The 23908-nt window shown below is 72.9% G+C and carries 21 protein-coding genes; 4 read left to right on the plus strand and 17 right to left on the minus strand.

The window, feature by feature from the left end; translation table 11 throughout:
- Nucleotides 1–17: 17 nt before the first annotated feature.
- The 12 genes from PZC42_RS13320 to PZC42_RS13375 form a co-directional block, all read right to left on the minus strand.
- Nucleotides 18–1061, minus strand: a complete 1044-nt coding sequence (locus PZC42_RS13320; protein WP_277211874.1) for a 3-isopropylmalate dehydrogenase — start codon at nt 1059–1061, stop codon at nt 18–20.
- A 61-nt stretch (nt 1062–1122) separates the two neighbouring features.
- Entirely contained in the window at nt 1123–1518 is a 396-nt protein-coding gene (locus PZC42_RS13325) for a VOC family protein (protein WP_277211876.1), read from the minus strand.
- 68 nt (nt 1519–1586) lie between these two features.
- Nucleotides 1587–2177 carry an ASCH domain-containing protein gene (locus PZC42_RS13330; RefSeq protein ID WP_277211877.1) on the minus strand — a complete coding sequence of 197 codons (591 nt, stop codon included), beginning with the start codon at nt 2175–2177 and terminating at the stop codon, nt 1587–1589.
- Between the two features lie 128 nt (nt 2178–2305).
- Complete coding sequence (gene ilvC / locus PZC42_RS13335; protein WP_277211879.1) at nt 2306–3334, minus strand: ketol-acid reductoisomerase; 1029 nt, start codon at nt 3332–3334, stop codon at nt 2306–2308.
- Nucleotides 3335–3422: 88 nt separating this feature from the next.
- A complete protein-coding gene (gene ilvN / locus PZC42_RS13340; RefSeq protein WP_277211881.1) occupies nt 3423–3944 on the minus strand; it encodes an acetolactate synthase small subunit in 522 nt (173 codons plus the stop codon).
- A 6-nt stretch (nt 3945–3950) separates the two neighbouring features.
- The gene (locus tag PZC42_RS13345) at nt 3951–5774 is read right to left on the minus strand and encodes an acetolactate synthase large subunit (RefSeq protein WP_277211883.1); all 1824 of its coding nucleotides are present in this window, start codon (nt 5772–5774) and stop codon (nt 3951–3953) included.
- A gap of 260 nt (nt 5775–6034) precedes the next feature.
- Nucleotides 6035–6622: a pyridoxamine 5'-phosphate oxidase family protein gene (locus tag PZC42_RS13350; protein WP_277211885.1), complete on the minus strand. Its 588-nt coding sequence runs from the start codon at nt 6620–6622 to the stop codon at nt 6035–6037.
- Nucleotides 6623–6643: 21 nt separating this feature from the next.
- On the minus strand, nt 6644–7450 hold the full coding sequence (locus tag PZC42_RS13355) for an NAD-dependent epimerase/dehydratase family protein (protein WP_277211886.1): 807 nt from the start codon (nt 7448–7450) through the stop codon (nt 6644–6646).
- A complete protein-coding gene (locus tag PZC42_RS13360; RefSeq protein WP_277211888.1) occupies nt 7447–9171 on the minus strand; it encodes a class I adenylate-forming enzyme family protein in 1725 nt (574 codons plus the stop codon). Before PZC42_RS13360 ends, PZC42_RS13355 begins: the two co-directional genes overlap by 4 nt.
- Nucleotides 9168–10352, minus strand: coding sequence for a cytochrome P450 (locus PZC42_RS13365; RefSeq protein ID WP_277211890.1), 1185 nt, complete (start codon nt 10350–10352; stop codon nt 9168–9170). Before PZC42_RS13365 ends, PZC42_RS13360 begins: the two co-directional genes overlap by 4 nt.
- Complete coding sequence (locus PZC42_RS13370; protein WP_277211892.1) at nt 10349–11131, minus strand: glycosyltransferase family 2 protein; 783 nt, start codon at nt 11129–11131, stop codon at nt 10349–10351. Before PZC42_RS13370 ends, PZC42_RS13365 begins: the two co-directional genes overlap by 4 nt.
- Nucleotides 11128–12222, minus strand: coding sequence for a 3-oxoacyl-ACP synthase III family protein (locus PZC42_RS13375; protein ID WP_277211894.1), 1095 nt, complete (start codon nt 12220–12222; stop codon nt 11128–11130). Before PZC42_RS13375 ends, PZC42_RS13370 begins: the two co-directional genes overlap by 4 nt.
- Nucleotides 12223–12310: 88 nt before the next feature.
- Between PZC42_RS13375 and PZC42_RS13380 the strand changes: the two genes are divergently transcribed.
- Nucleotides 12311–13612, plus strand: a complete 1302-nt coding sequence (locus PZC42_RS13380; RefSeq protein ID WP_277211896.1) for a cytochrome P450 — start codon at nt 12311–12313, stop codon at nt 13610–13612.
- Between the two features lie 18 nt (nt 13613–13630).
- On the opposite strand, the gene PZC42_RS13385 is transcribed toward PZC42_RS13380, so the two are convergent.
- The 3 genes from PZC42_RS13385 to ilvD (PZC42_RS13395) all read right to left on the minus strand — a co-directional run bounded on the left by PZC42_RS13385 (nt 13631) and on the right by ilvD (PZC42_RS13395) (nt 16957).
- Nucleotides 13631–14311, minus strand: a complete 681-nt coding sequence (locus tag PZC42_RS13385) for a 4a-hydroxytetrahydrobiopterin dehydratase (RefSeq protein ID WP_277211898.1) — start codon at nt 14309–14311, stop codon at nt 13631–13633.
- Between the two features lie 64 nt (nt 14312–14375).
- On the minus strand, nt 14376–15164 hold the full coding sequence (locus PZC42_RS13390) for a hypothetical protein (RefSeq protein WP_277211900.1): 789 nt from the start codon (nt 15162–15164) through the stop codon (nt 14376–14378).
- A gap of 80 nt (nt 15165–15244) precedes the next feature.
- Nucleotides 15245–16957: a dihydroxy-acid dehydratase gene (ilvD, locus tag PZC42_RS13395; RefSeq protein ID WP_277211902.1), complete on the minus strand. Its 1713-nt coding sequence runs from the start codon at nt 16955–16957 to the stop codon at nt 15245–15247.
- A 72-nt stretch (nt 16958–17029) separates the two neighbouring features.
- Here ilvD (PZC42_RS13395) and PZC42_RS13400 point away from each other — a divergent pair, with 72 nt between their 5' ends.
- Nucleotides 17030–17449 carry a Uma2 family endonuclease gene (locus PZC42_RS13400; protein WP_368860273.1) on the plus strand — a complete coding sequence of 140 codons (420 nt, stop codon included), beginning with the start codon at nt 17030–17032 and terminating at the stop codon, nt 17447–17449.
- A gap of 27 nt (nt 17450–17476) precedes the next feature.
- On the opposite strand, the gene PZC42_RS13405 is transcribed toward PZC42_RS13400, so the two are convergent.
- Both PZC42_RS13405 and ilvD (PZC42_RS13410) read right to left on the minus strand, forming a co-directional pair.
- Nucleotides 17477–17980 (minus strand): GNAT family N-acetyltransferase, encoded by a 504-nt coding sequence (locus PZC42_RS13405; RefSeq protein ID WP_277211906.1) that lies wholly within the window; start codon nt 17978–17980, stop codon nt 17477–17479.
- 2 nt (nt 17981–17982) lie between these two features.
- A complete protein-coding gene (gene ilvD / locus PZC42_RS13410; RefSeq protein ID WP_277211908.1) occupies nt 17983–19845 on the minus strand; it encodes a dihydroxy-acid dehydratase in 1863 nt (620 codons plus the stop codon).
- Between the two features lie 244 nt (nt 19846–20089).
- Between ilvD (PZC42_RS13410) and PZC42_RS13415 the strand changes: the two genes are divergently transcribed.
- Together PZC42_RS13415 and PZC42_RS13420 are read left to right on the plus strand one after the other, a co-directional pair.
- Entirely contained in the window at nt 20090–20518 is a 429-nt protein-coding gene (locus PZC42_RS13415) for a CBS domain-containing protein (RefSeq protein WP_277211910.1), read from the plus strand.
- 124 nt (nt 20519–20642) lie between these two features.
- Entirely contained in the window at nt 20643–23795 is a 3153-nt protein-coding gene (locus tag PZC42_RS13420; protein WP_277211912.1) for an ATP-binding protein, read from the plus strand.
- Nucleotides 23796–23908 lie beyond the last annotated feature (113 nt).

Raw genomic sequence — 23908 nt, forward strand, 5'->3', positions numbered from 1 at the left:
TCGGTCGCCGACCGGGCTCAGCCCGCTACTCGAGCGGCGAGGTCGCGACCGACCTCCGCCGTCGTGCGCACGGTGTCGCCGCGGGACACGAGGTCCGCCGCCACGGCCGACTCCACACGCCGCGCCTCGTCGGACAGCCCGAGGTGGTCGAGCAGCAGCGAGACCGACAGCACGGTGGCCGTCGGGTCCGCCTTGCCCTGGCCCGCGATGTCCGGCGCCGAACCGTGCACCGGTTCGAACATCGACGGCGCGGTGCGGTCCGGGTTGATGTTCGCCGACGCGGCCAGGCCGATCCCACCGGTGATGGCGGCGGCCTGGTCGGTGAGGATGTCGCCGAAGAGGTTGTCGGTGACGATGACGTCGAACCGCGACGGGTTGGTCGTGAGGAAGATCGTGGCGGCGTCCACGTGCAGGTAGTCGGTCGTGACGTCGGGGAACTCGGCGTTGACCGCCTCGACCGTGCGGCGCCACAGGTGACCCGCGTGGACCAGCACGTTGTGCTTGTGCACGAGCGTCAGGTGCTTGCGAGGACGTGCCTGGGCGCGGGCGAAGGCGTCGCGGACGACCCGCTCCACGCCGAATGCGGTGTTGACCGAGACCTCGGTCGCGATCTCGTGGGGCGTACCGGTGCGGACAGAGCCGCCGTTGCCGACGTACGGGCCCTCGGTCCCCTCCCGGACGACGACGAAGTCGACCTCGCCCGGGTTCGCCAGCGGGCTCGTCACGCCCTCGTAGAGCTTGCCGGGGCGCAGGTTCACGTAGTGGTCGAGCGCGAAGCGGAGCTTGAGCAGCAGGCCGCGCTCGAGGACGCCGGACGGCACCGACGGGTCGCCGATCGCACCGAGCAGGATCGCGTCGTGGGACTTGATCCGCTCCAGGTCGCTGTCGGTGAGCGTCTCGCCGGTGGCGTGCCAACGACGCGCGCCGAGGTCGAACTCGGTGGTGGAGATCTTGAGGTCGGATCCGGCGACGGCCGCGTCCAGGACGGCGAGCCCCTGCTCGACGACCTCGGTCCCGATGCCGTCTCCTGCCACCACTGCCAGGTCGATGTTGCGCGTCATGGACCGAGCCTACGCTGCCCCGGGCCATGATGCGGACACGCGTCTCGCGATGCGGACGCTACTACTCCCGCGCTGACAGGACGCAGAACTCATTGCCGTCCGGGTCGGCCAGGACGGTCCACGTCGCCTCGGCCGGCTGCCCCACGTCGACGACCGACGCACCCATCCCGACCAGCCGCGCGACCTCGGCGTCCCGGTCGTCGCTCACGTGCGGCGCGAAGTCCCAGTGCAACCGGTTCTTCGTCGACTTGGGGTGCTCGACGGGGACGAAGACCATCCCCGGCGGGACCTGGTGGAAGTCCAGCCGACCGGTGAGCTCGCGCGCCCACGGAGGCACCACGATGCTCTCGGAATCCAGCTCGAAGGCCACGTCCCAGCTGAGCGCCTCGGCCCACCAGCGGGCCAGCGCCCGGTGGTCGGTGGACTCGACCACCGTGGAGTACCAACGCAGTGTCATCGCCTGCTCCCCTCGTCGGCACCCACGCTAGACGCCGCCCCAGACAGCCGCTCCCGGCCGACGGCGCGTCACTCGGAGTAGATGACCTTGAACTGCTCGCAGACCACCTCGAGGGACGGGTCGAACTCGTGCGGGGTGCCGGCGAGGGTGCGCCGCCAGTACCGCTCGTGCTGCTCCCGCCACGTCTCCAGAGAGCGGTCGTCCTCGCCCTCGGCCCAGGCATGCTCGGCCGTGACCGCCTCGAACGGCACGACGTCGACCTGTGTGGTCCGCACCAGGGCCCGGGGGATGCCCTCGCCGTCGAGAAGGATGGAGAGGTCCCCGCGGCGGGGGAGCTCTTCGGCGGCGTTCTCATACTCGACGACCAGAGAGGCCGTCGCCGTCTTGGCCCCGGCGAGCACCAGCTCCAGCAGTTCGTTCGCCAACGCCGGTGAGTCCCCGAAGGCCCACGCGGGCGGTGGGACGACGTTCTCGGCCCGCTCACCCACCGAACCGCCGTGGCTGGTCCGGCCGGCGCTCGGGCGGGCCGTGTCCCAGAACCTGGTGATCTCCTCGGCCTGCACCGTGTCTTCGAGCGGCGGCAGACCGCTGCCCGGATCGTGGCTCGGCTGCCCTCCGGTCGGTGGGAGGTAGCCCGTGGTCGCGTCGTCGTCCGTCATGCGGCCATCCTGCCAGGCCACGGCGTCGACGGCGCGCCGCCGTGCGCTGCCTCGCACACGCACGTGCGGCCGCCACCCCGGGGTCGGGGTGGCGGCCGCACGCGTCGTTCGCTGACGAGGGGTGGGTGTCAGCGAGCGGCGCTGCCCTCCTGGTAGTCGGAGTCAGCGGGCTTGATCCACGCGAACATCTTGCGCAGCTCGCGACCGGTGGTCTCGATCGGGTGCGCCTCGCCCTTGGCGCGCAGCTCCTTGAACTCCGGGGCACCGGCGTCCTGGTCGGCGATGAAGCGCTCGGCGAAGGCACCCGACTGGATGTCCGCGAGCACGGCCTTCATGTTCTCCTTCACCTCGGGCGAGATGACCCGCGGGCCGGAGACGTAGTCGCCGTACTCGGCGGTGTCGGAGACGGACCAGCGCTGCTTGGCGATACCGCCCTCGACCATGAGGTCGACGATGAGCTTGAGCTCGTGCAGCACCTCGAAATAGGCGACCTCGGGCTGGTAGCCCGCCTCGGTGAGCGTCTCGAAGCCGTACTGCACCAGCTGGGAGGCACCGCCGCACAGGACAGCCTGCTCACCGAACAGGTCGGTCTCGGTCTCCTCGGTGAAGGTGGTCTTGATGCCGCCGGCGCGCAGGCCGCCGATGCCGGCCGCGTAGGACAGCGCGAGGTCCCAGGCCGAGCCCGAGGCGTCCTGCTCGACGGCGACGATCACCGGCACGCCACGGCCGTCGACGTACTCGCGACGCACGAGGTGACCCGGGCCCTTGGGCGCGACCATGAGGACGTCGTGACCGGCCTCGGGCTTGATGTAGCCGAAGCGGATGTTGAAGCCGTGGCCGAAGACGAGCGCGGTGCCCTCGGTCAGGTTCGGGGCGATCTCGTCGCGGTACAGGTCACGCTGGGCCTGGTCCGGGGCCAGGATGACGACGACGTCGGCCTCCTTGACCGCGTCGGCGACGGTGAGGACCTTGAGGCCCGCGTTCTCGGCCTTCTGCTGCGAGGCCGAGCCGGCGCGCAGTCCGACGCGGACGTCGACGCCGGAGTCGCGCAGGTTGAGCGCGTGGGCGTGGCCCTGGCTGCCGTAGCCGATGACCGCGACCTTGCGCTGCTGGATGATGGACAGGTCGGCGGCGTCCTCGTAGAACATCTCAGCCACGGTGGTGCTCCTCTTTCTCGGGGTGGTTCGCGTCGGGATGGTGTCGGGTTGATGGTGCCAGGCGTCGGCGGGAGGCGGTGCAGGCGTCTCAGGCGCTGCGCACCCGCTCCAGGGCCCGGTCGGTGATGGACCTCGACCCGCGCCCGACGGCGAGGGTCCCGGACTTGACGATCTCACGGACGCCGTAGGGGGCGAGCGCGGCCAGCAAGGCGTCGAGCTTGGCGGCGGTGCCGGTCGCCTCGACGACGACCGTGTCCGGCACGACGTCGACGACGTGCGCGCGGAACAGCTCGACGACCTCCAGGACCCCGGACCGGTTCGCGGCGTCGGCCTTGACCTTCACCAGCAGCAGCTCGCGCTGCACCGACACCTCTGCGTCGAGCTCGACGATCTTGATCACGTGCACGAGCTTGTTGAGCTGCTTCGTGACCTGCTCGAGCGGGTGCTCCTCGACGTCGACCACGACGGTGATCCGGGAGATCTCCTCGTGCTCGGTGGGGCCGACGGCCAGGGAGTGGATGTTGAAGGCGCGGCGGGCGAACAGGCCGGCGACGCGCGTCAGGACGCCAGGCTTGTTCTCCACCAGCACGGACAGGGTATGACGGGACATGTCGGCTCAGTCCTCTCGGTCCCAGGCGGGAGAGATGCCCCGCGCGTACTGGATGTCGTCGTTGCTCACCCCGGCGGCGACCATGGGCCAGACCATCGCGTCGCGCGAGACGTTGAAGTCGACGACGACGGGACGGTCGTCGATCTCGTTCGCCCTCTTGATCGCGTCGTCGACCTCGGACTCGTGCTCGACCCGGATGCCCGCGCACCCGTACGCCTCCGCCAGCTTGACGAAGTCGGGGATCCGCACGGTGCCGTGCCCGGTGTGCAGGTCGGTGTTCGAGTACCGCTGGTTGTAGAACAGCGTCTGCCACTGACGGACCATGCCGAGCGAGCTGTTGTTGATCAGCGCCACCTTGATCGGGATGTCGTTGATCGCGCAGGTCGCCAGCTCCTGGTTGGTCATCTGGAAGCACCCGTCGCCGTCGATCGCCCAGACGTCGCGGTCGGGCTCGCCGACCTTCGCGCCCATGGCCGCGGGGACGGAGTAACCCATGGTGCCCAGACCACCGGAGTTGATCCAGGTGTTCGGGCGCTCGTAGCGGATGAACTGCGCCGCCCACATCTGGTGCTGGCCCACGCCCGCGACGTAGATCGCGTCGGGTCCGGCGATCTCGCCGAGCCGGGAGATCACGTGCTGCGGGGCGAGGTGCCCGTCCGCCGTCGGCGTGAAGCCCAGCGGGTACGTCTCGCGCCAGGTGTCGATCTGGTGCCACCACGCCTCGACGTCCGGCTTGCCGACACGCTCCTGCTCGGCCTGCAGGGCGGGAACCAGCTCCTCGATCACCTCGCGCAGGTCACCGACGATCGGCACGTCGGCGGCGCGGTTCTTGCCGATCTCGGCGGGGTCGATGTCCGCGTGGACGATGGCCGCGTGCGGCGCGAAGCTCGACAGCTTGCCGGTCACCCGGTCGTCGAACCGGGCTCCGAGGGCCACGACGAGATCAGCCTTCTGCAGTGCCGCCACGGCCGGGACGGTGCCGTGCATGCCGGGCATGCCCAGGTGCTGCGGGTGCGAGTCCGGCACCGAGCCACGCGCCATGAGCGTGGTCACGACGGCGGCCCCGGAGGTGTCCACCAGGCGCCGCAGCGCCGCCGAGGCGCCCGACCGGATGATGCCGCCGCCGACGTACAGCACCGGACGGCGGGCCGTGGCGAGCAGCTTGGCGGCCTCGCGGATCTGCTTGGCGTGCGGCTTGGTCACCGGGTGGTAGCCCGGCAGCGCCAGCTCCTGCGGCCACGAGAAGGTGGTGCGCTCCTGCATCGCGGACTTCGCGATGTCGACCAGCACCGGTCCCGGCCGCCCGGTCGAGGCGATGTGGAACGCCTCGGCGATGGTGCGTGGGATCTCGTCGGGGTCGGTGACCAGGTAGGAGTGCTTCGTGACCGGCATCGTGATGCCGACGATGTCCGCCTCCTGGAAGGCGTCCGTCCCGATGGCCGGTGCGGCGACCTGCCCGGTGATGGCCACCATGGGGATGGAGTCCATGTTGGCGTCGGCCAGCGGCGTCACCAGGTTGGTCGCGCCCGGGCCCGACGTCGCCATGGTCACGCCGACCTTGCCCGTGGCATGGGCGTAGCCGGACGCCGCGTGGCCCCCGCCCTGCTCGTGGCGGACGAGGATGTGGCGCACCCGTGCCGAGTCCATCAGCGGGTCGTAGGTGGGCAGGATGGCCCCGCCGGGGATGCCGAAGACGTTCTCGACCCCGACGGCCTCGAGCGACCGGACGATCGACTCGGCGCCGGAGACCGGCTCGCCTACCGAGCGGTCGACGCCGCGCGGCGTCGTGCGCGCAGCCACCTGGGCTGGTGTCGGGTTCGGCTGGCCCATGGGGTCTCTCCTGCCGGTCGATCGGGTGGGGTCCAAGGAATCTGTGCAATGAAAAACCCCCCGGTCCCGGTGCCCAGGGACTGACGAGGGGTGAGCGCGCTGACGAAGCCTGTGCGTGGCCTCAGCCGGCGCGCTCAGGAAGTACTACGAGAAGAATCGTCTGCACGTGACGCACGTTACGCCGTCGGGCGGCGGATGTCACGCCATGGTCCGGCCGTCCCGCATGCTGGACGGCCGGACCATCTGGCACGCCCAGTGGGTCACCCCTGCGGATCGACGCCGGCCTCGACCGGCAGCGGGTCGTCGTCGAACGCGGGCAGTCCGTCGATGCTGGTCCGGTTCTTGGCGCGCCGGTAGGTGGCCTGCCCGTCGAGCCCCTTGCGGTCCATGAACTCCGGCAGCAGGTCGCGCTCGCCCACATGGTCGTAGAGCGGGATGCCGTACCCGCACGAGTCGGAGACCCGTTCGACGTCGACCACGATCACGGCGCGCGCCCCGCGCCGTTCGCCGAAGTGCCCGGCGAGGTCGGCGAACTCGGCGTCGTACAGGCTCACCACGCGGCCGCGGCCGTGCAGGCGCACGATGTTCGGCGGCCCGTCGAACGCGCAGAACATGAGCGTGATACGCCCGTTCTCCCGCAGGTGCGCGATCGTCTCGGCCCCCGACGCGGTGAGGTCGAGGTAAGCCACGGTGTGGTCGTCGAGCACCACGAACGTCCCGTCGATGCCCTTCGGGGACACGTTCACACGGCCGTCACCGGACAGCGGCGCCGTGCCGACGAAGAACACCTGCTGGGCCTCGAGGAACGCCCGCAGGCGACCGTCGATCCGCTCATGCACCTTTCCCATGGGCGACACGATGCCAGACGGTCACCAGTCCTCGGCACCGGCGAACGACGTGGGCACCGGCCGCACACCCACGCCGCGCCGCCGCAGCACGTCGACGACGGCGTCCCGCAGGACGACCGGTTCCGCGTCCGCCACGTTGACGACCAGCGGCGTGCGACCGCTGCCGGCCGCCCCCGGTCTGCCCGCTGCCAGGACCTCCAGGGAGGCGGCCGCGCGGACAGCCTCGACGAGTGTCTCGACGTGCGTCAACGACTGCCGCGCACGGCCGCCGCCGGGCAGGACGACGACCCCGCCGCGCGCCGCGGCCTCGATCCGTGGCAGGAGCGTGCCGTCGCCCGGGCCGTAGACCGCGTGCGGGCGCAGGATCACGACCTCGCCACGGCCGCGGTGACGTGCCGCGTCGTCGACCAGGTATCGCTCGGCCGCCGCCTTGGTGCGGCCGTACGGCTCGAGGTAGCGGTCCACGGGCGCCTCGGGCTCCCGTGCCCGCACGCTCGGGACGAAGGGGTCGTAGACGCTCCCCGAGGAGATGTGGACGAACCGAGCGGCACCGAACGTCTCCCGCACGGCGCGGGTCCCGACGACGTTGACGGCGTGCGCGACCTCGGGCGAGCACCAGTCCGACACGGCCGCACCGGCATGCACGACGACGTCGACGTCCGGTGGGTCCGGCAGCGGCCCGCCGGTGAGGTCCCAGCGGCGGTGCCGGGCGCCGTCGACACCGGCAGGTCCGCGGGAGAAGGTCCACACCTCGTCGCCGCGCGCGACCGCGTCTCGCGCCACCGCGCCACCGACGAACCCGGAGGCGCCGGTGACGGCGATCCTCACGTCGGGCCCGACGGGCGCGACGGGCCTGGTGCACCCGGCGCGTGCGGAGCCCGGCACCACCGGGCAGCGGCACAGGCGAGGGCGTGCCGGTCGGGCTTGCGGCTGCGTCCGGTCAGCGGAACGTGCGTGCCGTGCAGCACGACGTCGGGCAGCGCGTCGTGGTCGACGACCTCGGGCAGCACGGCCCGCACCCGCGCGACGAGAGGGTGGAGCGGGTCCAGGTCCACCGCGGGCGGGCCACCCGTCCCCGGCTGGGATCCCGTCGGGGAGTCGGCTCGCGAGGTGACAACGAGCGCGACGAGCTCGTCGCCGTCGTCCTGCAGCACCCCGACCAGCACCGCCTCGCCGACACCCTCGATCGCGGCGATCCGCGGCTCGAAGAGTCCGGGATAGATGTTCGTCGTGCCGCGGATGATCATGTCCCGCGTCCGTCCCACGAGCACGGTCCGCCCGTCGGGCTCGAAGCGGGCGAGGTCACCGGTGCGATGCTCGGTCGCCCTCCTCGACCCGTCACGACCGGACCCGTCGAGGTCGTGCAGGTACCCGGCCATGAGGGAGGGGCCGCCGAGCACGAGCTCACCGACGCCGTCGTCCAGAGTCCCGTCGACCGGCACCAGGTGCGCCTCCACGCCCGGGAGGGGACGTCCTACGAGATCGCCGTCGCCGTCGAACGCGAGCTTGTCGGCCGCCTCGACGACCGCGACAGGCAGGATCTCCGTCATCCCGTAGACGCCGACCCACCGGGTGCCGGGCAGGACGCGGGTCGCGCGCTCGAGCAGCGCGCGGGTCACGGGTGCTCCGCCGACGAGCGCGACCCGCGGCCCGCGGGCAGGCAGACGACCGTCCTCGACGGCGTCCAGCAGCACGGTGACGTCGGCCGGCACGAGGTAGGTCCCCGCCGCCCCGGCGAGGCAGCGACCAAAGGTCACGACGTCGCGGCTCGGCGGTTCGGCCGGTACCGACCACGTGGCACCGGCGAGCAGCGCAGGCATGCCCAGGAGCATCTGGTCGGTGTGCACGACGTCGCCGGGAGCGAGGTCGAACACCTCGCGCAGCAGGTCGCACCCGGCCAGCAGCGATCCGGCGCCGTGCACGACGGCGCGGGGCTGCGCCGTCGTGCCGGACGTGAAGACGACGAGCGCCTCACGCTCCGGGTCGAGACCAGGGAGCGCGTCGACGTCCGGGGCCGTGCGTGCCAGGGACGCCGCCGCCCGCGAGCGGCGCGGGACACCCGGCAACCAGGGCCCGGCGTGCACGTGGCGCACGGACAGCGTGGCGTAGTCGGGCAGCAGGATCCCTCGGGAGCGGGCGAGGCGACGCAACGGCCCGCGCGAGACGGCGTAGAGCAACGACTCGGTCATCGCGAGCGTCGGGCGGGCCGCGGCCACGCGGGCGGCGAACAGCTCCGGGGTCGACCCGGGGTCGACGAACACCACTGTCGCCCCGGCGCGGACGGCACCCAGGGCGAGCACGACCCCCTGCGGCCGGGGGCGGACGGAGAACAGGGCACGATCGCCGGCGCCGAGCCCGTCGGCGGCGAGCGCCGTGGCGGTCGCGGTGATGTGTCGCGCGAGCTCGCCGTAGGTGACCTCCTGGCGCACCCGCGCGCCACGCCGAGCGCCGCGGGTCCACCGACGCAGCGCGACGTCGTCCGCGGACGCGTGCCCGGCAGCACCGCGGGCGAGGACAGGAGCGAGCAGGTGGGCGGCGGGTGTGCTCATGCGGCCTCCACGACCAACGAGCGATAGGCAGGGATGAGGACGCCACGCGCCACCGACCGGTGCACCACGGCGACCGCACGCCCCGCGTCCGCGACGGGTCGCAGGGCGTCGAGCACGGCGTCGACCTGCGCCAGGGCGAGCGGCATCCCGAGGCAGAAGTGCGGTCCCGCGCCGAACCAGAGGTGCCGCACCGCGGCGTCGACCGGTGCGGCGGGGTCGAACGGTCCGGCGTCACGGCAGCAGGAGATCGTCGCGATGACGATCCGGTCACCGGCCCGCACCCGCACACCGCCCACGGTCGCAGGCGCCCGCACCGACCGCAGCATCACCGGCGTCGGCGCCGTGATGCGCAGCGCCTCCTCGACGACGCGGCCGCGCAGGGCCGCACCTTCGGTGGTCGACGGGTCCGCGGCCAGCAGCCGGTCGAGCCAGCCGGTGTCGGCCGCGAGCGCGACCAGGCGCGGGACGAACGACTGGATGGTCTCCGTCCCGGTGAGGACGAAGGCGCCCACCGCGCCCATCGCCTCCTCCTCGGACAGCCCGAGCTCGCGCATCCGTCCCGGCACGGTCGAGGGGTCGGCGGACCGGTAGGCGTCGAGCGCCGGCGCCGACAGTCGCGCCAGGACGGCACGTGCATGCCGTACCTGGGAGGGCGTCAGGCTGCGGCGGTGCAGCCGCACGAGCCCGACGATCGACTGCGCGGCGGTCATCGCCTCGCCCACGGCGGTATCCGTGGGCGGCAACCCGGTCATCGCACAGATCACGGTCCCGGCGGTCGTGGCCGTCTCGGCGACGACGTCGACCCGCTCCCCCGCCAGCAGGCGCTCCGGGAGTCCTGCCAGCACCTCCGGCACGCTCACGGCGACCAGCTCGCGCACGGCCCGCGGCGTGAACAGGCCCGCCAGCGACCGGCGCAGCCGCGCATGATCGGAGCCCTCCATGTTGAGCAGCACCGAGGGCCCGAGCACCGGCGTCCACAGCTCCGACGGCGCTCCGGGGCCGACCTTGGAGAAGTGGTCGGTGTCGAGCAGGACCTCGCGGGCGGTGGCGGCGTCGGACACGACCACCCCGATACCGGGCACGCGCACGACCGGACCCAACCGGCGCAGGCCCCTGATCGCCGGGTAGACCACCGGGTGCGCGCCGCGCTGGATCCGTTCCTCCCAGGCGAGGGCCGTCATCGGATGTCCACGACCTCGGGGCGGTAGCGGTGGTCGGCGTACCAGCCGAGGGTGCGGACCAGCCCCCAGGCATGAGCGCGACGCGTGGAGGCGCGCACCACGACCTCGCGGTGGGCGCCGTAGCGCGTCGTGAGGCGCCGGACCGCGTTGACGAGCGCACGGTCCTCATGGACGTCCTCGATCGCGGTGCGAGGGAAGCCTCCGGCCGCCACGTACAGCTCGGCGGTGATCGCCACGTTGCAGCCCGCGGCCATGACGTACGGCCCGCGGTACGCCGGGTCCTGGTTGCCGGGCCGGAACCGCCCGAACGTGCTCGCGACGACGACCGCCGCCGCCAGCACGCTCTGCTGGACGCGTGAGACCGGCCGGTCGTCGGTGCGCGGCACCAGACGTCCCGCGACGAGGTCGTGCCCGGACGCGAAAGCGGCCCGGACGCGGCGTGTCCAGTCCGGTGCCGGCAGACAGTCGGCGTCCGTGCGCGCGAGATGCGTCGCCCCGGCGGCGATCGCAGCGCGCATCCCGGTGTCGGCGGCGGCGCCCGTGCCCTTCTGCGGCTCGTCGACCACGCGCCAGCGCGCCATGCCCCAGGCCGCCGCCGTGGCGCGCACGAGATCGCCGGTCCCGTCGGACGAGCCGTTGTCCACGACGACCAGGTCGAAGTCGGTGTCCTGCTGGTCGCGCAGGGCGGCCAGGGTCGCACCGATGCCGTGGGCCTCGTCGAGGGCCGGCACCACCACGGCCAGCCGGGACCGCGGTGCGGGTGCGCGCCTTCCGCTCACAGCCGCACGACCATCGCACCGATGCTGATCCCGCCGGCGAGACCGACCAGCACCACGAGGTCGCCGGGGCCCACCAGCCCGGAGTCGAGGGCCGTGCGCACCTGCAGCGGCAGGGTCGCCGAGGCGACGTTGCCGTGGTCGGCGACCGTGACGAGGGTGCGTCCGGGCGGCAGGCAGAGCGCGACCCGGACGTCGTCGAGGTACGCGACGGCCACCTGGTGGACGGCGACGAGCGCGACGTCGTCCCAGGTGACGCCCGCACGCTCCAGGGCTTCGAGCACGACGTCGGGACCGAGCGCGAGGAAGGCGTCGCGCAGCCGCGACCCGTCGATCTCGAAGTAGGTCCGCTCGGGGTCGCGCGGATGGGCGGTCCCGCCCCCCGGCAGCATGCCGACGTCCCAGTGCTGCGAGTCCGCGCCGAAGGCGCTCGCCAGGATGCCCCGCGGCGCCGGGCGTCCCTGCGCGTCCCGCGCACCGGCCTCGTCCGGGGTGGCACGGCGTACGAGGACCGCCGCCCCGGCGTCCGACATCGTGTAGCCCGGCGCGGAGAGCAGGTACGTCGCGCGGTCCGGCACGTCCTGGCGCACCCCGCGGGACGGTGCCTCGCCGCAGGCGACCAGGACCGTGGCGTACCGGCCCGCACCGATGAGCGCCTCGGCGACCTCGATCGCGTTGAGCACCGAGTTGCACGCGTTCTTGACGTCCATGACGGGCGCCCGCACGCCGAGCTTCGCCGCGACGATGTGGCTCGTCGCGGGCTCGACCATGTCCTGGCTCGCCGACGCGAAGAGCAGCAGGTCGACGTCGGCGGCCGCGATCCCCTCCGCGGCGAGCAGCTTCTCCGCGGCCGCGACCGCGAGGTCCGACGCGTCCCAGGAGTCGGGCAGGACGTGCACCTGACGCACGCCGGTCAGCCGCGAGACCATCGGGACCTTCGGGACGGCTCCGGGGTTGCGCGCGGCAAGCTCACGCTCGGCAGCGCGCACGTCGACGACCCGTGCGGGCAGATGGACGCCGACGGCGGCGATCACCGCCGTCGTGGACGGCGGGCGAGGCATGGCCGGGACGGGCCGCGGCGGATCGACAGGCACCCGCGACAGGATAGTGGCGCCGGCCCCTCCGTCCCCGCCGTCCACAGGTCCGGCGCGGGTGATCTCGGGCGTGCACCACACTGGTCGGGTGAACGGGGACCCCACTGCTGCGACAGCTCCCACGAGTCGGCGACACCTGCTGCCGACGACCCGCCACGAGCTGCAGGTCCTCGCCGCCGCCCGTCCGGCGATGGCCGGGATCCTCGTCGCGGGCGGCGTGCTCGCCGGGCCGCGCCCGGGTGGGGCCGGTGGCCTGCGCCAGGTCCCGGGCCTCGGGTGGGTCACGGCGGACCCGACGGTCGGCCGTCAGGTCCTGACCGACCACCAGCACTTCACCCTCGTCGCAGAAGGTGGCGTCGGGCACCTGTGGGCGCAGATCCTGGGCGACTGGGTGCTCGACCTCTTCGACGGCCCCGGCCACCACGACCTGCGCGCGCGCTCGCGTGAGCTCTTCACCGAGGCGAACGCAGCGACGCTCGTCGGCACCGCCTGGGGCGACGAGCTGGCCCGGGTACGCGGCGAGCTCGCCGCGGGCGAGAGCGTGGACGTCGGGCACCTCGCACGGGTGCTCGTGGGGCGGATGATGATCTCGCTGCTCGGCATCCCCGGGCCGCGCGACGCCGAGCCTCCGAGCACCGCCGAGGCGCTCGCCGCCTTCACCACCGGTGAGCGGCTGGCCGCCATCGCGCTCGGCAGCGCCGGGTCGACCTACCTGGCACCCGAGCAGGTCGCGTCGGCGCGAGCGCTCGTGGCCGAGCTGACGCGCGGTGTGCCCGACGGGTGGCGGCACGCCTCACCCGACCACCTGCTCGGACGGTGCCGCGAGATCGGCCTCGGCCTGTCCGAGACGACCGGGCTCGCGAGCCTCCTGCTGGTCGCGGGCACGGAGACCTCCGCCTCCGCGATGAGCCGCACGGCGGCGCTGCTCGTCGACACCGGTGAGCAGCACCGGTTGCTGCGCCGGCTCGCCGCCGAGCGCGAGCGTCCCGTCGAACGTGCGGCCGGTGAGCCGGACGCGGTCGAGAACGCGGTCCGCGAGGGTCTGCGCGTGACGAGCCCGGCGTCCGTCATCGGGCGCGGCGTGTCGGCAGACGTCGAGGTCGCCGGCCGGACGCTGCGAGCCGGCGAGCGCATCCTGATCCTCACCTGGGCGGCGAACGTCGCCGCAGGTCCGTTCCGGGCGGACCGCCCGTACGCGCCTCAGACCCGCCAGCTGTGGTTCGGCGCGGGGCGGCACCTGTGTCTCGGGGCAGCACTCGCCCGCGCAGAGATCGCAGCCCTGCTGCACGCGCTGTGGGACGACGGCGCGCCGCTGCGGATCGTCTCCCGGCGTGCGACCCGGCGTGCCCTCGTCCCCGGCTACGACCGCCTCGTCGTCGCGCGCGCCTGACGCCACCCGCGCCACGGTTCAGCGCTCCGCGGCCTCCGGCCAGGTGCACACGCACGCCTCGTTGCCCTCGGCGTCGGCCAGCACCCACCAGGCCGGGGCGAACTCGTCGGTGACGAGCCGTCCCCCTGCTGCGACCGCGTCGGCGACCCGCTGCTCGGCCACGTCGTAGCCGACGTAGACGTCGAGGTGGATCCTGTTGCGTTCCTCGCGCGGTGCGTCCATCTGCTGGAACCACACGGTCGGCAGGCACCCCGACGGGTCGGCCAGCGCCGGGGCAGCGTCGTCGGGGTCGCCACCCGTCGTCGGCTTGTAGCCGAGGACGGCACGCCAGAACGGCTGCACGGCCGGGCCGTCGAGCACGTCGATGGCGATGGTCAGCCCGGCCGCGCCTGCCGGCTCGACCGGCACGTCGAGCTCACGGGCCGCCTGCGAGATGCGTGCCGCGAGCGCCACGTCCCGTTCGCTCAACCCGCCGACGTCGTGCGACGACAGGCGCACGACGACGGTGCCGTACCGCAGGTCGACGTCGGGGTGGTGGTTCGCGGCCTCCGCCAGCTCGCCGATCGCCTCGACGAGCTGCACTCCCGTGGTGAAGCTGCCGGTGCGGAAGACCGCCGTCGCCCGTTCACCGGCGAGAACCCGCCAGTCCGCGGTGCCGTCCGCGTCCTGGAAGCCGGCCGCGCTGATCCGATCAGTCATGGTGACACCTCCGTACCCCACGCTAGGGCCGGCACCCGCCACGCGCCGCTCGGCCGCCGCCGGCTCAGCCCGGCGTGACCGTCCACTCGCCGTCGGTCGTGATCGCCAGGACGCCCGGCTGGGCCAGCTCCACCACGTCGGTGAACTCCTCGGTGTCACCGAACATGCGCGCCGCGGCCTCGTCGGTCCCGAAGTAGCGGCCCTGGAAGGAGTCGTCGGCGTCCGCCGGCATCCAGGAGACCTCGGCCTGCGCGGCCTCGCCCCCGAGGAAGATCACCGTCGATCCCGTGCCGGACCAGGGCCCGGCCTGCGGCGTCAGGTCGTTCCACGAGGAGAACCGCAGCGTCCACGGGCCGTCGGCGGCGATCCACACCGACTGCTCGGCGTCGGACCCCTCGAAGACGTCCATGAGGTACTCCCCCGTCAGGGCACCGTCCGCCTCGCCGAAGGGCGTCCCCCGGCCTGGGCCGGTCAGGACCGTGGTGCCGTCGCACCGCGCGCAGTCGAGCTCGATGACGACGGCGAACTCCCCGTCCCGCACGAACGTCACCTCGGCGTCGCCCTTGCCCTCGGCGGTGGCCGCGCTGCCGCCGCCGACCGTCCCGGCGGCGACGGACTTCTTCGGCGGTGCGGTCGGCCGGTCCGGCGTGGGCTCGTCCTCCGGCTCGTCGACCTCCGGCTCCGCCGTCGGTTCCGGGCTGGGCTCGGCCGGCGCCTCGTCGCCGGCGGCCGGGGTCGGGCTGGAGCCGCCGTCCGCCGCTCCCCCGCCGTCGGCGTCGGTGCCGCACCCGCTCGTCAGGAGCGACAGGGCGACGAGGGCGGCAAGGGGCGCGAGCTTGCGGGTCGTGGTCACGGACCGCAGGCTCTCATGCTCCCAGCCGTCCGGGCCACCGCCACCACCTGCCGAAACGGCCCTGCGTCGGCCTCCTGGGCTCAGCCGAGCACGGCGCCCCGCGAGGCCGACTGGACGAGCTTCGTGTACTTGGCGAGGACTCCGCGGGTGTAGCCGTGCGGCACCGGCGCCCAGCCCTCGGCCCGGCGCGCGGCGAGCACCTCGTCGTCGACGAGCACGTCCAGCGTCTTGGCCGCGACGTCCAGGCGGATGCGGTCGCCGTCGCGCACGAACGCGATCGGCCCGGCGTCGACCGCCTCCGGAGCGATGTGGCCCACGCAGAGCCCGGTGGTGCCGCCCGAGAACCGCCCGTCGGTGATGAGCAGCACGTCCTTGCCCAGCCCGGCGCCCTTGATGGCGCCGGTGATGGCGAGCATCTCGCGCATGCCCGGGCCGCCCTTGGGGCCCTCGTAGCGGATGACGACGACGTCGCCGGCGGTGATCGTGCCGTCCTCCAGCGCGTCGAGCGCGCTGCGCTCGCGCTCGAACACCCGCGCCGTGCCCTCGAACACGTCGGAGTCGAACCCGGCGCTCTTGACGACCGCGCCGTCGGGGGCGAGGGATCCGTGCAGGATCGTGATGCCGCCGGTCGGATGGATCGGCTCGGCGAGCGCCCGCAGGATCTTGCCGTCCGGGTCCGGCGGGTCGATCTCGGCCAGGTTCTCGGCCACGGTGCGCCCGGTGACCGTCAGGCAGTCGCCGTGCAGCAGCCCGGCGTCGAGCAGCGCCTTCATGATCACCGGCACACCACCGATGCGGTCGACGTCGTTCATCACGTACCGGCCGAACGGCTTGAGGTCACCCAGGTGCGGCACCCGCCCCGCGACCCGGTCGAAGTCCTCGAGCGTCAGGTCCACCTCGGCCTCGTGCGCGATGGCGAGCAGGTGCAGCACGGCGTTGGTCGACCCGCCGAACGCCATGACGACGGCGATCGCGTTCTCGAACGCCTCCTTGGTGAGGATGTCGCGCGCCGTGATGCCGCGACGGAGCATCTCGACGACGGCCTCGCCGGACGCGTGCGCGAACGTGTCGCGGCGACGGTCGGCCGACGGCGGCGCCGCGGACCCCGGCAACGACATGCCGAGCGCCTCGGCGGCGGAGGCCATCGTGTTGGCCGTGTACATGCCGCCGCACGCCCCCTCGCCGGGGCAGATCGCGCGCTCGATGCGGTCGACGTCGTCACGCGACATCAGACCGCGGGAGCACGCTCCGACGGCCTCGAACGCGTCGATGATCGTGACGTCCTTCTCCGTGCCGTCCGACAGCTTGACCCAGCCCGGCATGATCGACCCCGCATAGAGGAACACGCTCGCCAGGTCCAGCCGCGCGGCCGCCATGAGCATGCCGGGCAGCGACTTGTCGCAGCCGGCGAGCAGCACCGAGCCGTCCAGCCGTTCGGCCTGCATCACCGTCTCGACCGAGTCCGCGATGACGTCGCGCGAGACCAGCGAGAAGTGCATCCCCTCGTGCCCCATCGAGATGCCGTCCGAGACGGAGATCGTGCCGAACTCCAGCGGGTACCCGCCGCCGGCGTGCACACCGTTCTTCACGGCTCCCGCGAGCCGGTCGAGCGAGAGGTTGCACGGGGTGATCTCGTTCCACGAGCTCGCCACGCCGATCTGCGGCTTGGCGAAGTCGTCGTCGCCCAGCCCGACGGCGCGGAGCATGCCGCGTGCAGCGGTGGCCTCCAGACCGTCGGTGACCTGGCGGGAACGGGGCTTGATGTCGGGTGTGGTTCCGGCGTCGGCGCTCATGGACCGAGCCTAGGGCCGACGGCGGCACTCGGCCGCGCGGACCTGCCGACGTGTCGGTGGCACTCCGCCCTCATCTTCATGCTCCGTCTCCGCCTCGGCGAGCAGGCCCCGGCCGGCTACGTCGTGGACAGCGCGATGACCGTCCGGCTCGACGAGCACAACCGGCCTGAGCCCGACCTCCTGGTGTCGACGGCTGACATCCCGCCGGACGCCACCTGGTACGACGCCAGCCAGGTCATCCTGGCTGTCGAGGTTGTCTCCCCTGAGTCCGCCCACCGCGACCGCACGGTCAAGCTCCGCAAGTACGCCGAGGTCGGCATCCGGCACTTCTGGCGGATCGAGGACGAGGACGGGACGACCGCGATCCACGCCTACGAGCACGACGACGCGACCGGCTCCTACGTCCCCGTCGCGATCGCCCGCGACACCCTCGAGCTCGACCGCCCGTTCGACATCCGCATCGAGGTGCCGGCCCTGTACCCGGCCGACTGACCCCCCGACCGACCCTGCCGACCGTCCTCAGCGGGCGATCGGGCGCGCCCAGATGCGTGCCACGGTCCGGACGTTGCCGGACTCGAACGGCTTCGACTCGCCGGTCGCCCGGTAGCCGAGCGCACGCCAGAACGGCTCGGCCGCGTCCCGATTGATATCGACGACGGCGAGCCGCAGCGTCGCGGACTCGGGCCAGGTCGCCACCAGTTCCTCGACCGCCGCGTGCAGCGCGCGCCCGAGCCCCTGGCGGTGGCGACTCGCGGAGGTCTGCAGCAGCCCCACGTGCGCGTACCCCACATCCGGCCACCCGCGAATCACGTCGGCAAGCCCGACCAGCTCGTCGGCATCGTCGTACAGGCCGAGGACGCGCTTGGCCTCCGGTGCGGTCCCGGGCGGGCGCTCGGTGAGGGCGTCGACGGCATCCTGCCGCGAGGCCGCATGACCCGTGACGCGAGCCGAGTATCCGCCGTCGTCGGCGAAGAGCCGCAGGACGGCGTCGACGTCGTCAACCGTGAGGTCGACGATCCGCATCCTCAGCGGCGGGTGACCAGCGAGACGTCCCGCACGGCGCCGCGGTCGGCCGAGGTCGCCATCGCCGCGTACGCCTGCAGCGCGGGCGAGACGTACCGGTCGCGGTCGAGCGGCTGCCACGGGTTCTCCGAGGCCTCCATCTTGGCCCGTCGCTCGGCGAGCACCGCGTCGGGGACGTTGAGCTTGATGGCACGCGAGTCCACGTCGATCTCGATCTCGTCGCCGTCCTCGACCAGGCCGATGAGCCCGCCGGCGGCCGCCTCCGGCGACACGTGGCCGATGGAGATGCCGCTCGACCCACCGGAGAACCGGCCGTCCGTGATGAGCGCGCAGACCTTGCCCAGCCCGCGCCCCTTGATGAAGGAGGTCGGGTAAAGCATCTCCTGCATGCCCGGCCCACCGGCGGGGCCCTCGTACCGCACGACGACGACGTGGCCCGGCTCGACCTGCTTGGTCAGGATCTTCTCGACGGCCTCGTCCTGCGACTCGCACACGAGGGCCTTGCCGACGAAGTGGAACACGTCCGGGTCAACGCCCGCCGTCTTGAACACGGCGCCGTCCTCGGCGAGGTTGCCGCGCAGCACCGCGAGCCCGCCCTCGACGGTGTAGGCGTGCTCGAGGTCGCGGATGCAACCCTCGGCGGCGTCGGTGTCGAGGGACTCCCACCGGTTCTGCGTGGAGAACGCCTGGGTGGTGCGGACCCCGCCGGGCGCGGCGTGGAACAGCTCGAGCGCCTCGGGGGTCGCCTTGCCGGAGCGGATGTCCCAGTCGTCCAGCCACGCCTCAAGCGTGGGCGTGTGCACGCTGGTCACGTCGGTGTCGAGCAGGCCGGCGCGGCGCAGCTCGCCCAGCAGCGCGGGGATGCCGCCGGCCCGGTGCACGTCCTCCATGTGGTAGTCCGGGTGGTTCGGTGCGACCTTGCTCAGGCACGGCACCCGGCGGCTGATGTCCTCGATGTCGGAGAGCGTGAAGTCGATCTCGCCCTCCTGCGCCGCCGCGAGGACGTGCAGCACAGTGTTGGTCGACCCGCCCATCGCGACGTCGAGCGCCATCGCGTTGTGGAACGCCGCCTTGGTGGCGATGCCGCGCGGGGCAGCCGAGTCGTCCTCGTCGTCGTAGAACCGCTTGGCGAGGTCGACGATCGTCCGCCCCGCGGAGAGGAACAGCTCCTTGCGGGCGGTGTGGGTGGCGAGCGTGGAGCCGTTGCCGGGCAGCGACAGGCCGAGCGCCTCGGTGAGGCAGTTCATCGAGTTCGCCGTGAACATGCCCGAGCACGACCCGCACGTCGGGCAGGCCGCCTCCTCCACCTTCGCCAGCGCCTCGTCGGAGACGTTGTCGTCCGCCGAGTAGTTGATCGCGTTGATGAGGTTGAGGCTGGTCTTCGCGACGCCGTCGGCCACGATCGCCTTGCCGGCCTCCATGGGCCCGCCGGAGACGAAGACGACCGGGATGTTCAGACGCAGTGCCGCGTTCAGCATGCCCGGAGTGATCTTGTCACAGTTGGAGATGCACACCAGGGCATCCGCGCAGTGCGCGTTGACCATGTACTCCACGGAGTCGGCGATCAGGTCGCGGCTCGGCAGCGAGTAGAGCATGCCGCCATGACCCATCGCGATGCCGTCGTCGACGGCGATCGTGTTGAACTCCTTGGCGACGCCGCCGGCCTCCTGGATCGCGGACGCCACCAGGTCACCCATGTCCTTGAGGTGGACGTGCCCCGGGACGAACTGGGTGTACGAGTTCGCGATCGCGATGATCGGCTTCCCGAAGTCCTCCGACCCCATGCCGGTCGCGCGCCACAGGGCGCGGGCGCCGGACATGTTGCGGCCGTGGGTGGACGTGCGGGAGCGCAGGGGACGGCTCATGACGGTTCAGCTCCTTCATGCAGGCTGGATGGCCGCGCACGATGCAGGCGAGCGGCCTCGTCACGCTACCCCCGCCACGCCCGGGCGGACACCAGACGTCCACAGGGTGGCGCTAGCGCATCCTGTCGCTCCACCGCCCGGGTGACGCGCCGCCGCCCTACCTGAACTCCGGTAGGTGCCGTACGGTCAGAGGAGGAGCCCGCAACGGCGCGGGCTCCGACACGTACGCGACGGAGGTGCTCGAATGCGGGTGGCAGAAGCAATGCGACGCAAGGGCGGTTCGGTGGTCACCATCTCCGGGGACCGGAGTGTGCGTGACCTGCTCGCCCTTCTTGCCGAGCACGGCATCGGGGCCGTCGTGGTGTCCGACGACGGCACCAGCGTCGACGGCATCGTCAGTGAGCGCGACGTGGTCCGCCGGCTCCACACGGACGGAGACGGGATCCTCGACGGCACGGTCGCGGCGATCATGACGACCGCCGTGCAGACCTGTGGCCCCGAGGCCACGCTCGACGAGCTGATGCCTGTGATGACCGAGCACCGCGTGCGGCACGTCCCCGTGCTCGTGGATGCTCGGCTGACGGGGATCGTGAGCATCGGCGACGTGGTCAAGCACCGGATCGCCGAGGTGCAGGCCGAGCGCGACCAGCTGGAGCACTACATCAGCGGGTGACGCGACCGGCCCGAGGCGGGCCGGCACCGCCGAGCCGGCAGGCCGGCCCGCCGGCTGGTCGACGGACGGGTGAACCCTGGTGCAGCGCACGGGTGCCGGGCACGTGCGGAGTTACGCTCCAAAGGTGCGGTGCCGCGTAGCCCTGCTGGGCCGATTTGGCGTCACGGTGCACGGACGGGAGATCCCGGGCGGCGCGTGGCGGCACCGTCGCGCGCTCGAGCTGGTCAAGATCCTCGCCCTGGCACGGAACCATCGGCTGGCCGCCGACCAGGTGATCGACCTGCTGTGGCCGGACCTGTCGCCGCACGCGGGTGCGGCCAACCTGCGCAAGGCCGCCCATCTCGCCCGGACCGTGCTCGGGGCAGCGGACGCCATCGTGCTGAGCGACGGCGTCGTCGCGCTCTTTCCCGACGCCGACCTCGAGGTCGACGCCGAGGTGTTCGAGCGTGCTGTCGATGCCGCCACACTGGCCCAGGACGACGTCGCATGGCTGGAGGCGCTCGCGCTGTACGAGGGCGACCTGCTGCCTGACGACCGGTACGCCGAGTGGGCCGCGGGCCCTCGCGAGCGCCTGCGGCTCAAGTACCTGGAGGGGCTACGGCGGCTGGCGATGTGGGAGCGGCTGGCCGAGGAGGAGCCACTGGACGAGGAGGCACATCGCGGTCTGATGCGGATGTGGCTGGACCGTGGCAATCGTCATGCCGCGGTGCGGGCCTTCGTCCGGCTCCAGGACCTGCTCGCCCGTGAGCTGGGCGTGCGACCCAGTCCGGAGACGATCGCCCTGTGGAGCGAGATCAAGCAGGCACCGGCCGCTCTCCTCGCCGCCTCGACGCCGCTGGTAGGTCGTGACGGGGAGCTCGAGCGCCTGCTCGCGCGATGGGACGAGGCCCGCGGCGGGCGCGGCGGGGTCGTGCTGGTGTCGGGCGAGGCCGGGATCGGCAAGACCCGGCTCTGCGAGGAGCTGGCGCGGGCGGCACGCGCCGACGGCGCGGTCGTCGTCGGCGCCGCCCAGCCGGAAGAGGCGTCGTCGCCGTTCGCCGCGATCCTGACCACCCTCGATGCGGTCCTCGCCGAGCACCCCGCCCTGGCCGGCGCGCTCGGGCAGGACGCCAGAGGACGGGTCGCCGTGCCGGCGCATGAGGCAGTCAGGTTGTCGCGGCTGCAGGCGGCGACCCCCGGGATCGAGCGGGAGCGCATGTTCTCCTCGGTCGCCCGGACAGTCACCACCGCCGCGTCGGAGCGTGGACTGATGCTCGTCCTCGAGGACGTGCACCTCGCCGACGACGGCTCGCTCCAGCTCCTCACGTACCTGGGCAAGATCGCGCCGTACCACCGGATCCTGCTCGTGCTCAGTCACCGTTCCGAACCTCTGGTGCCGGAGCTGGCCACCCTCCGGTCGACGCTGCTCGGTGATCCACGGTGCACGGACCTGCGTCTTGGTCGGCTCGCACCGGACGCGGTGGCGGACCTGGTCGCGGCTGCCTCGGACGGCCGCGCGACGAAGGCCACGGTCGAGTCGATCTGGCGGTGGGGCGAGGGGAACCCGTTCTACTGCGAGGAGCTTGCCGCCGCCACGGACACCGACGGGAGCATCAGGGTCCCCGACCGCCTCTACGAGGTGGTCAAAGCCAGGCTGGACCGCCTCGGCCCTCCGGTCCGCGAGGCCTTGCAGCAGGTGGCGGTCACGGAGGACAGGTTCACCGCGGACGAGTTCATCGCCGTCGTCGGCGTCGACGACGCGACGGCGTTCGAGTACCTCGACGAGGCGATCCTCGCCGGCGTGATCGACGAGCACGGGACCGGGTACCGGTTCCGGCACGCCCTCCTGAGGCGCGCTCTGGAGCGTTCCCTCCCCCGCCACCGACGCCGACGGATCCACGCCGAGATGGCCGAGCGGCTCGGCACGACCGGGTCCGACCCCGCACGGGTTGCCTACCACCTCGCCGAGGCCGGCCAGGCGGACGCGACCGCTCCGTGGCTGGAGAAGGCGGCACTGCAGGCGGCCACCCTCGGCGCCTACGGGGACGCCCTCCGTCTGGCGACCGATGCGAGCGCGCGAGCCTCCGCACCGGACGACCTCGCCCGGCTCCTCGCCCTCCGTGCGGACCTGCTCTACGTCACCGGGGACCCCGCGGCCGTCGCCGCCTACGACGTCGCACTGGCGAAGGCGCCGGCCGAGGAGCTCCCCCGGCTGTCGCTCATGAAGGCGCGTGCCCTTCTCGCGACAGGGGACGTCGAGGGGGCGGGCCGGACGGCGGACCAGGCCGAACCGGTCAGGGCAGAGGACCGGATCACCGCCGAGGTCGTGCGCGGCCTCGTGACGTGGGCGGACGGGGCCGTCGACATGGCCGAGCAGGCGGCCTGGGCGGCGCGCGACCTCGCGATGGAGGCCGGGCACACAGCCGGCCTGGGCGAGGCGAGCGAGCTCCTCGGCCTGGTCGCGCACAGCCGCGGCCAGTGGCGCGAGCGGGTCCGCTACGAGCTGACCGACACGGCACGACGTCCCGAGGCCGTGGCGAGCAGCGTGTTCGACGCGCACCTGTGCCTGGCCGAGTATCTTCTCTACGGGCAGCAGCCGTACGACGAGGTGATCGAGTTCGCCTCCGAGCTGCGGGCCACGGCCGTTCGCAGCGGCGCCGGGCGTGGGGAGGCGTTCGCGACGTGCCTGCTGGGCGAGGCCGAGCTTCTCAGCGGCCAGCTCGACGAGGCACAGGACCACCTCAAGAGGGCGGCACACCTGCACGAGATGGTCGCGGCGTCGGCCGGCCAGGCCCTGTCGCTCCAACGGTCCGCCGAGGCCGCCCTCGCGACCGGGGACGCGCAACGGGCGATGGTGCTCCTGGAGCAGGCCGAGCGGATCTCGCAGGGCTCCTCGCTGCAGCGGCACATCCTCGGGAAGGTGTACGGGACCATGGTGCTGGCCCAGCCGGATCCCCGTCGAGCGATGACGGTCGTCGACCGGGCCGAGGCCCAGATGAGCGCCCAGCCGTTGTGCGAGCCGTGCGCCATGGGTTTCTTCGTCGCCGCGGCGATCGCCGCCGCCCGGACGGACGATCTGGACCGAGCACGCAGCTACCTGGCGCGGGCGGAGCAGGTGTCCGCCCACTGGACCGGCGGCGCGTGGCACGCGGCGGTGCTGGAGGCCCGGGCCGCCGTCGCGTCCGCAGAGGGCGAGGCCGACGCCGCAACCCGGTTCCTCGAGCAGGCGGCGGAGGCCTTCGACCGGGCCGGGCAGCGCCTCGACGCCGAGCGGTGCCGGCTGGCGGCGGCTGCCTGACGCACCGTCCGACGTCGTCCGCCTGCCCGATCACCGGCCTCCGCGAGGAACGCCCGGGGAACGCGCCCCTCGTAGCGTCGTCGTATGCGGTCGCCAGGACCGCAACCAGCACA

The organism is Isoptericola croceus, from assembly GCF_029382255.1.
In the GTDB taxonomy this organism is placed as follows: Bacteria; Actinomycetota; Actinomycetes; order Actinomycetales; family Cellulomonadaceae; genus Isoptericola; species Isoptericola croceus.

What these genes read in the sequence shown, in the direction of transcription:
- PZC42_RS13385 (WP_277211898.1), bottom strand. Translation starts at nt 14,311, where the DNA reads ATGACTGATCGGATCAGCGCGGCCGGCTTCCAGGACGCGGACGGCACC.
- PZC42_RS13350 (WP_277211885.1), bottom strand. Translation starts at nt 6,622, where the DNA reads ATGGGAAAGGTGCATGAGCGGATCGACGGTCGCCTGCGGGCGTTCCTC.
- ilvD (WP_277211902.1), bottom strand. Translation starts at nt 16,957, where the DNA reads ATGAGCGCCGACGCCGGAACCACACCCGACATCAAGCCCCGTTCCCGC.
- ilvD (WP_277211908.1), bottom strand. Translation starts at nt 19,845, where the DNA reads ATGAGCCGTCCCCTGCGCTCCCGCACGTCCACCCACGGCCGCAACATG.
- PZC42_RS13345 (WP_277211883.1), bottom strand. Translation starts at nt 5,774, where the DNA reads ATGGGCCAGCCGAACCCGACACCAGCCCAGGTGGCTGCGCGCACGACG.
- PZC42_RS13325 (WP_277211876.1), bottom strand. Translation starts at nt 1,518, where the DNA reads ATGACACTGCGTTGGTACTCCACGGTGGTCGAGTCCACCGACCACCGG.
- PZC42_RS13360 (WP_277211888.1), bottom strand. Translation starts at nt 9,171, where the DNA reads ATGAGCACACCCGCCGCCCACCTGCTCGCTCCTGTCCTCGCCCGCGGT.
- PZC42_RS13330 (WP_277211877.1), bottom strand. Translation starts at nt 2,177, where the DNA reads ATGACGGACGACGACGCGACCACGGGCTACCTCCCACCGACCGGAGGG.
- PZC42_RS13405 (WP_277211906.1), bottom strand. Translation starts at nt 17,980, where the DNA reads ATGCGGATCGTCGACCTCACGGTTGACGACGTCGACGCCGTCCTGCGG.
- ilvN (WP_277211881.1), bottom strand. Translation starts at nt 3,944, where the DNA reads ATGTCCCGTCATACCCTGTCCGTGCTGGTGGAGAACAAGCCTGGCGTC.
- PZC42_RS13415 (WP_277211910.1), top strand. Translation starts at nt 20,090, where the DNA reads ATGCGGGTGGCAGAAGCAATGCGACGCAAGGGCGGTTCGGTGGTCACC.
- PZC42_RS13320 (WP_277211874.1), bottom strand. Translation starts at nt 1,061, where the DNA reads ATGACGCGCAACATCGACCTGGCAGTGGTGGCAGGAGACGGCATCGGG.
- PZC42_RS13365 (WP_277211890.1), bottom strand. Translation starts at nt 10,352, where the DNA reads ATGACGGCCCTCGCCTGGGAGGAACGGATCCAGCGCGGCGCGCACCCG.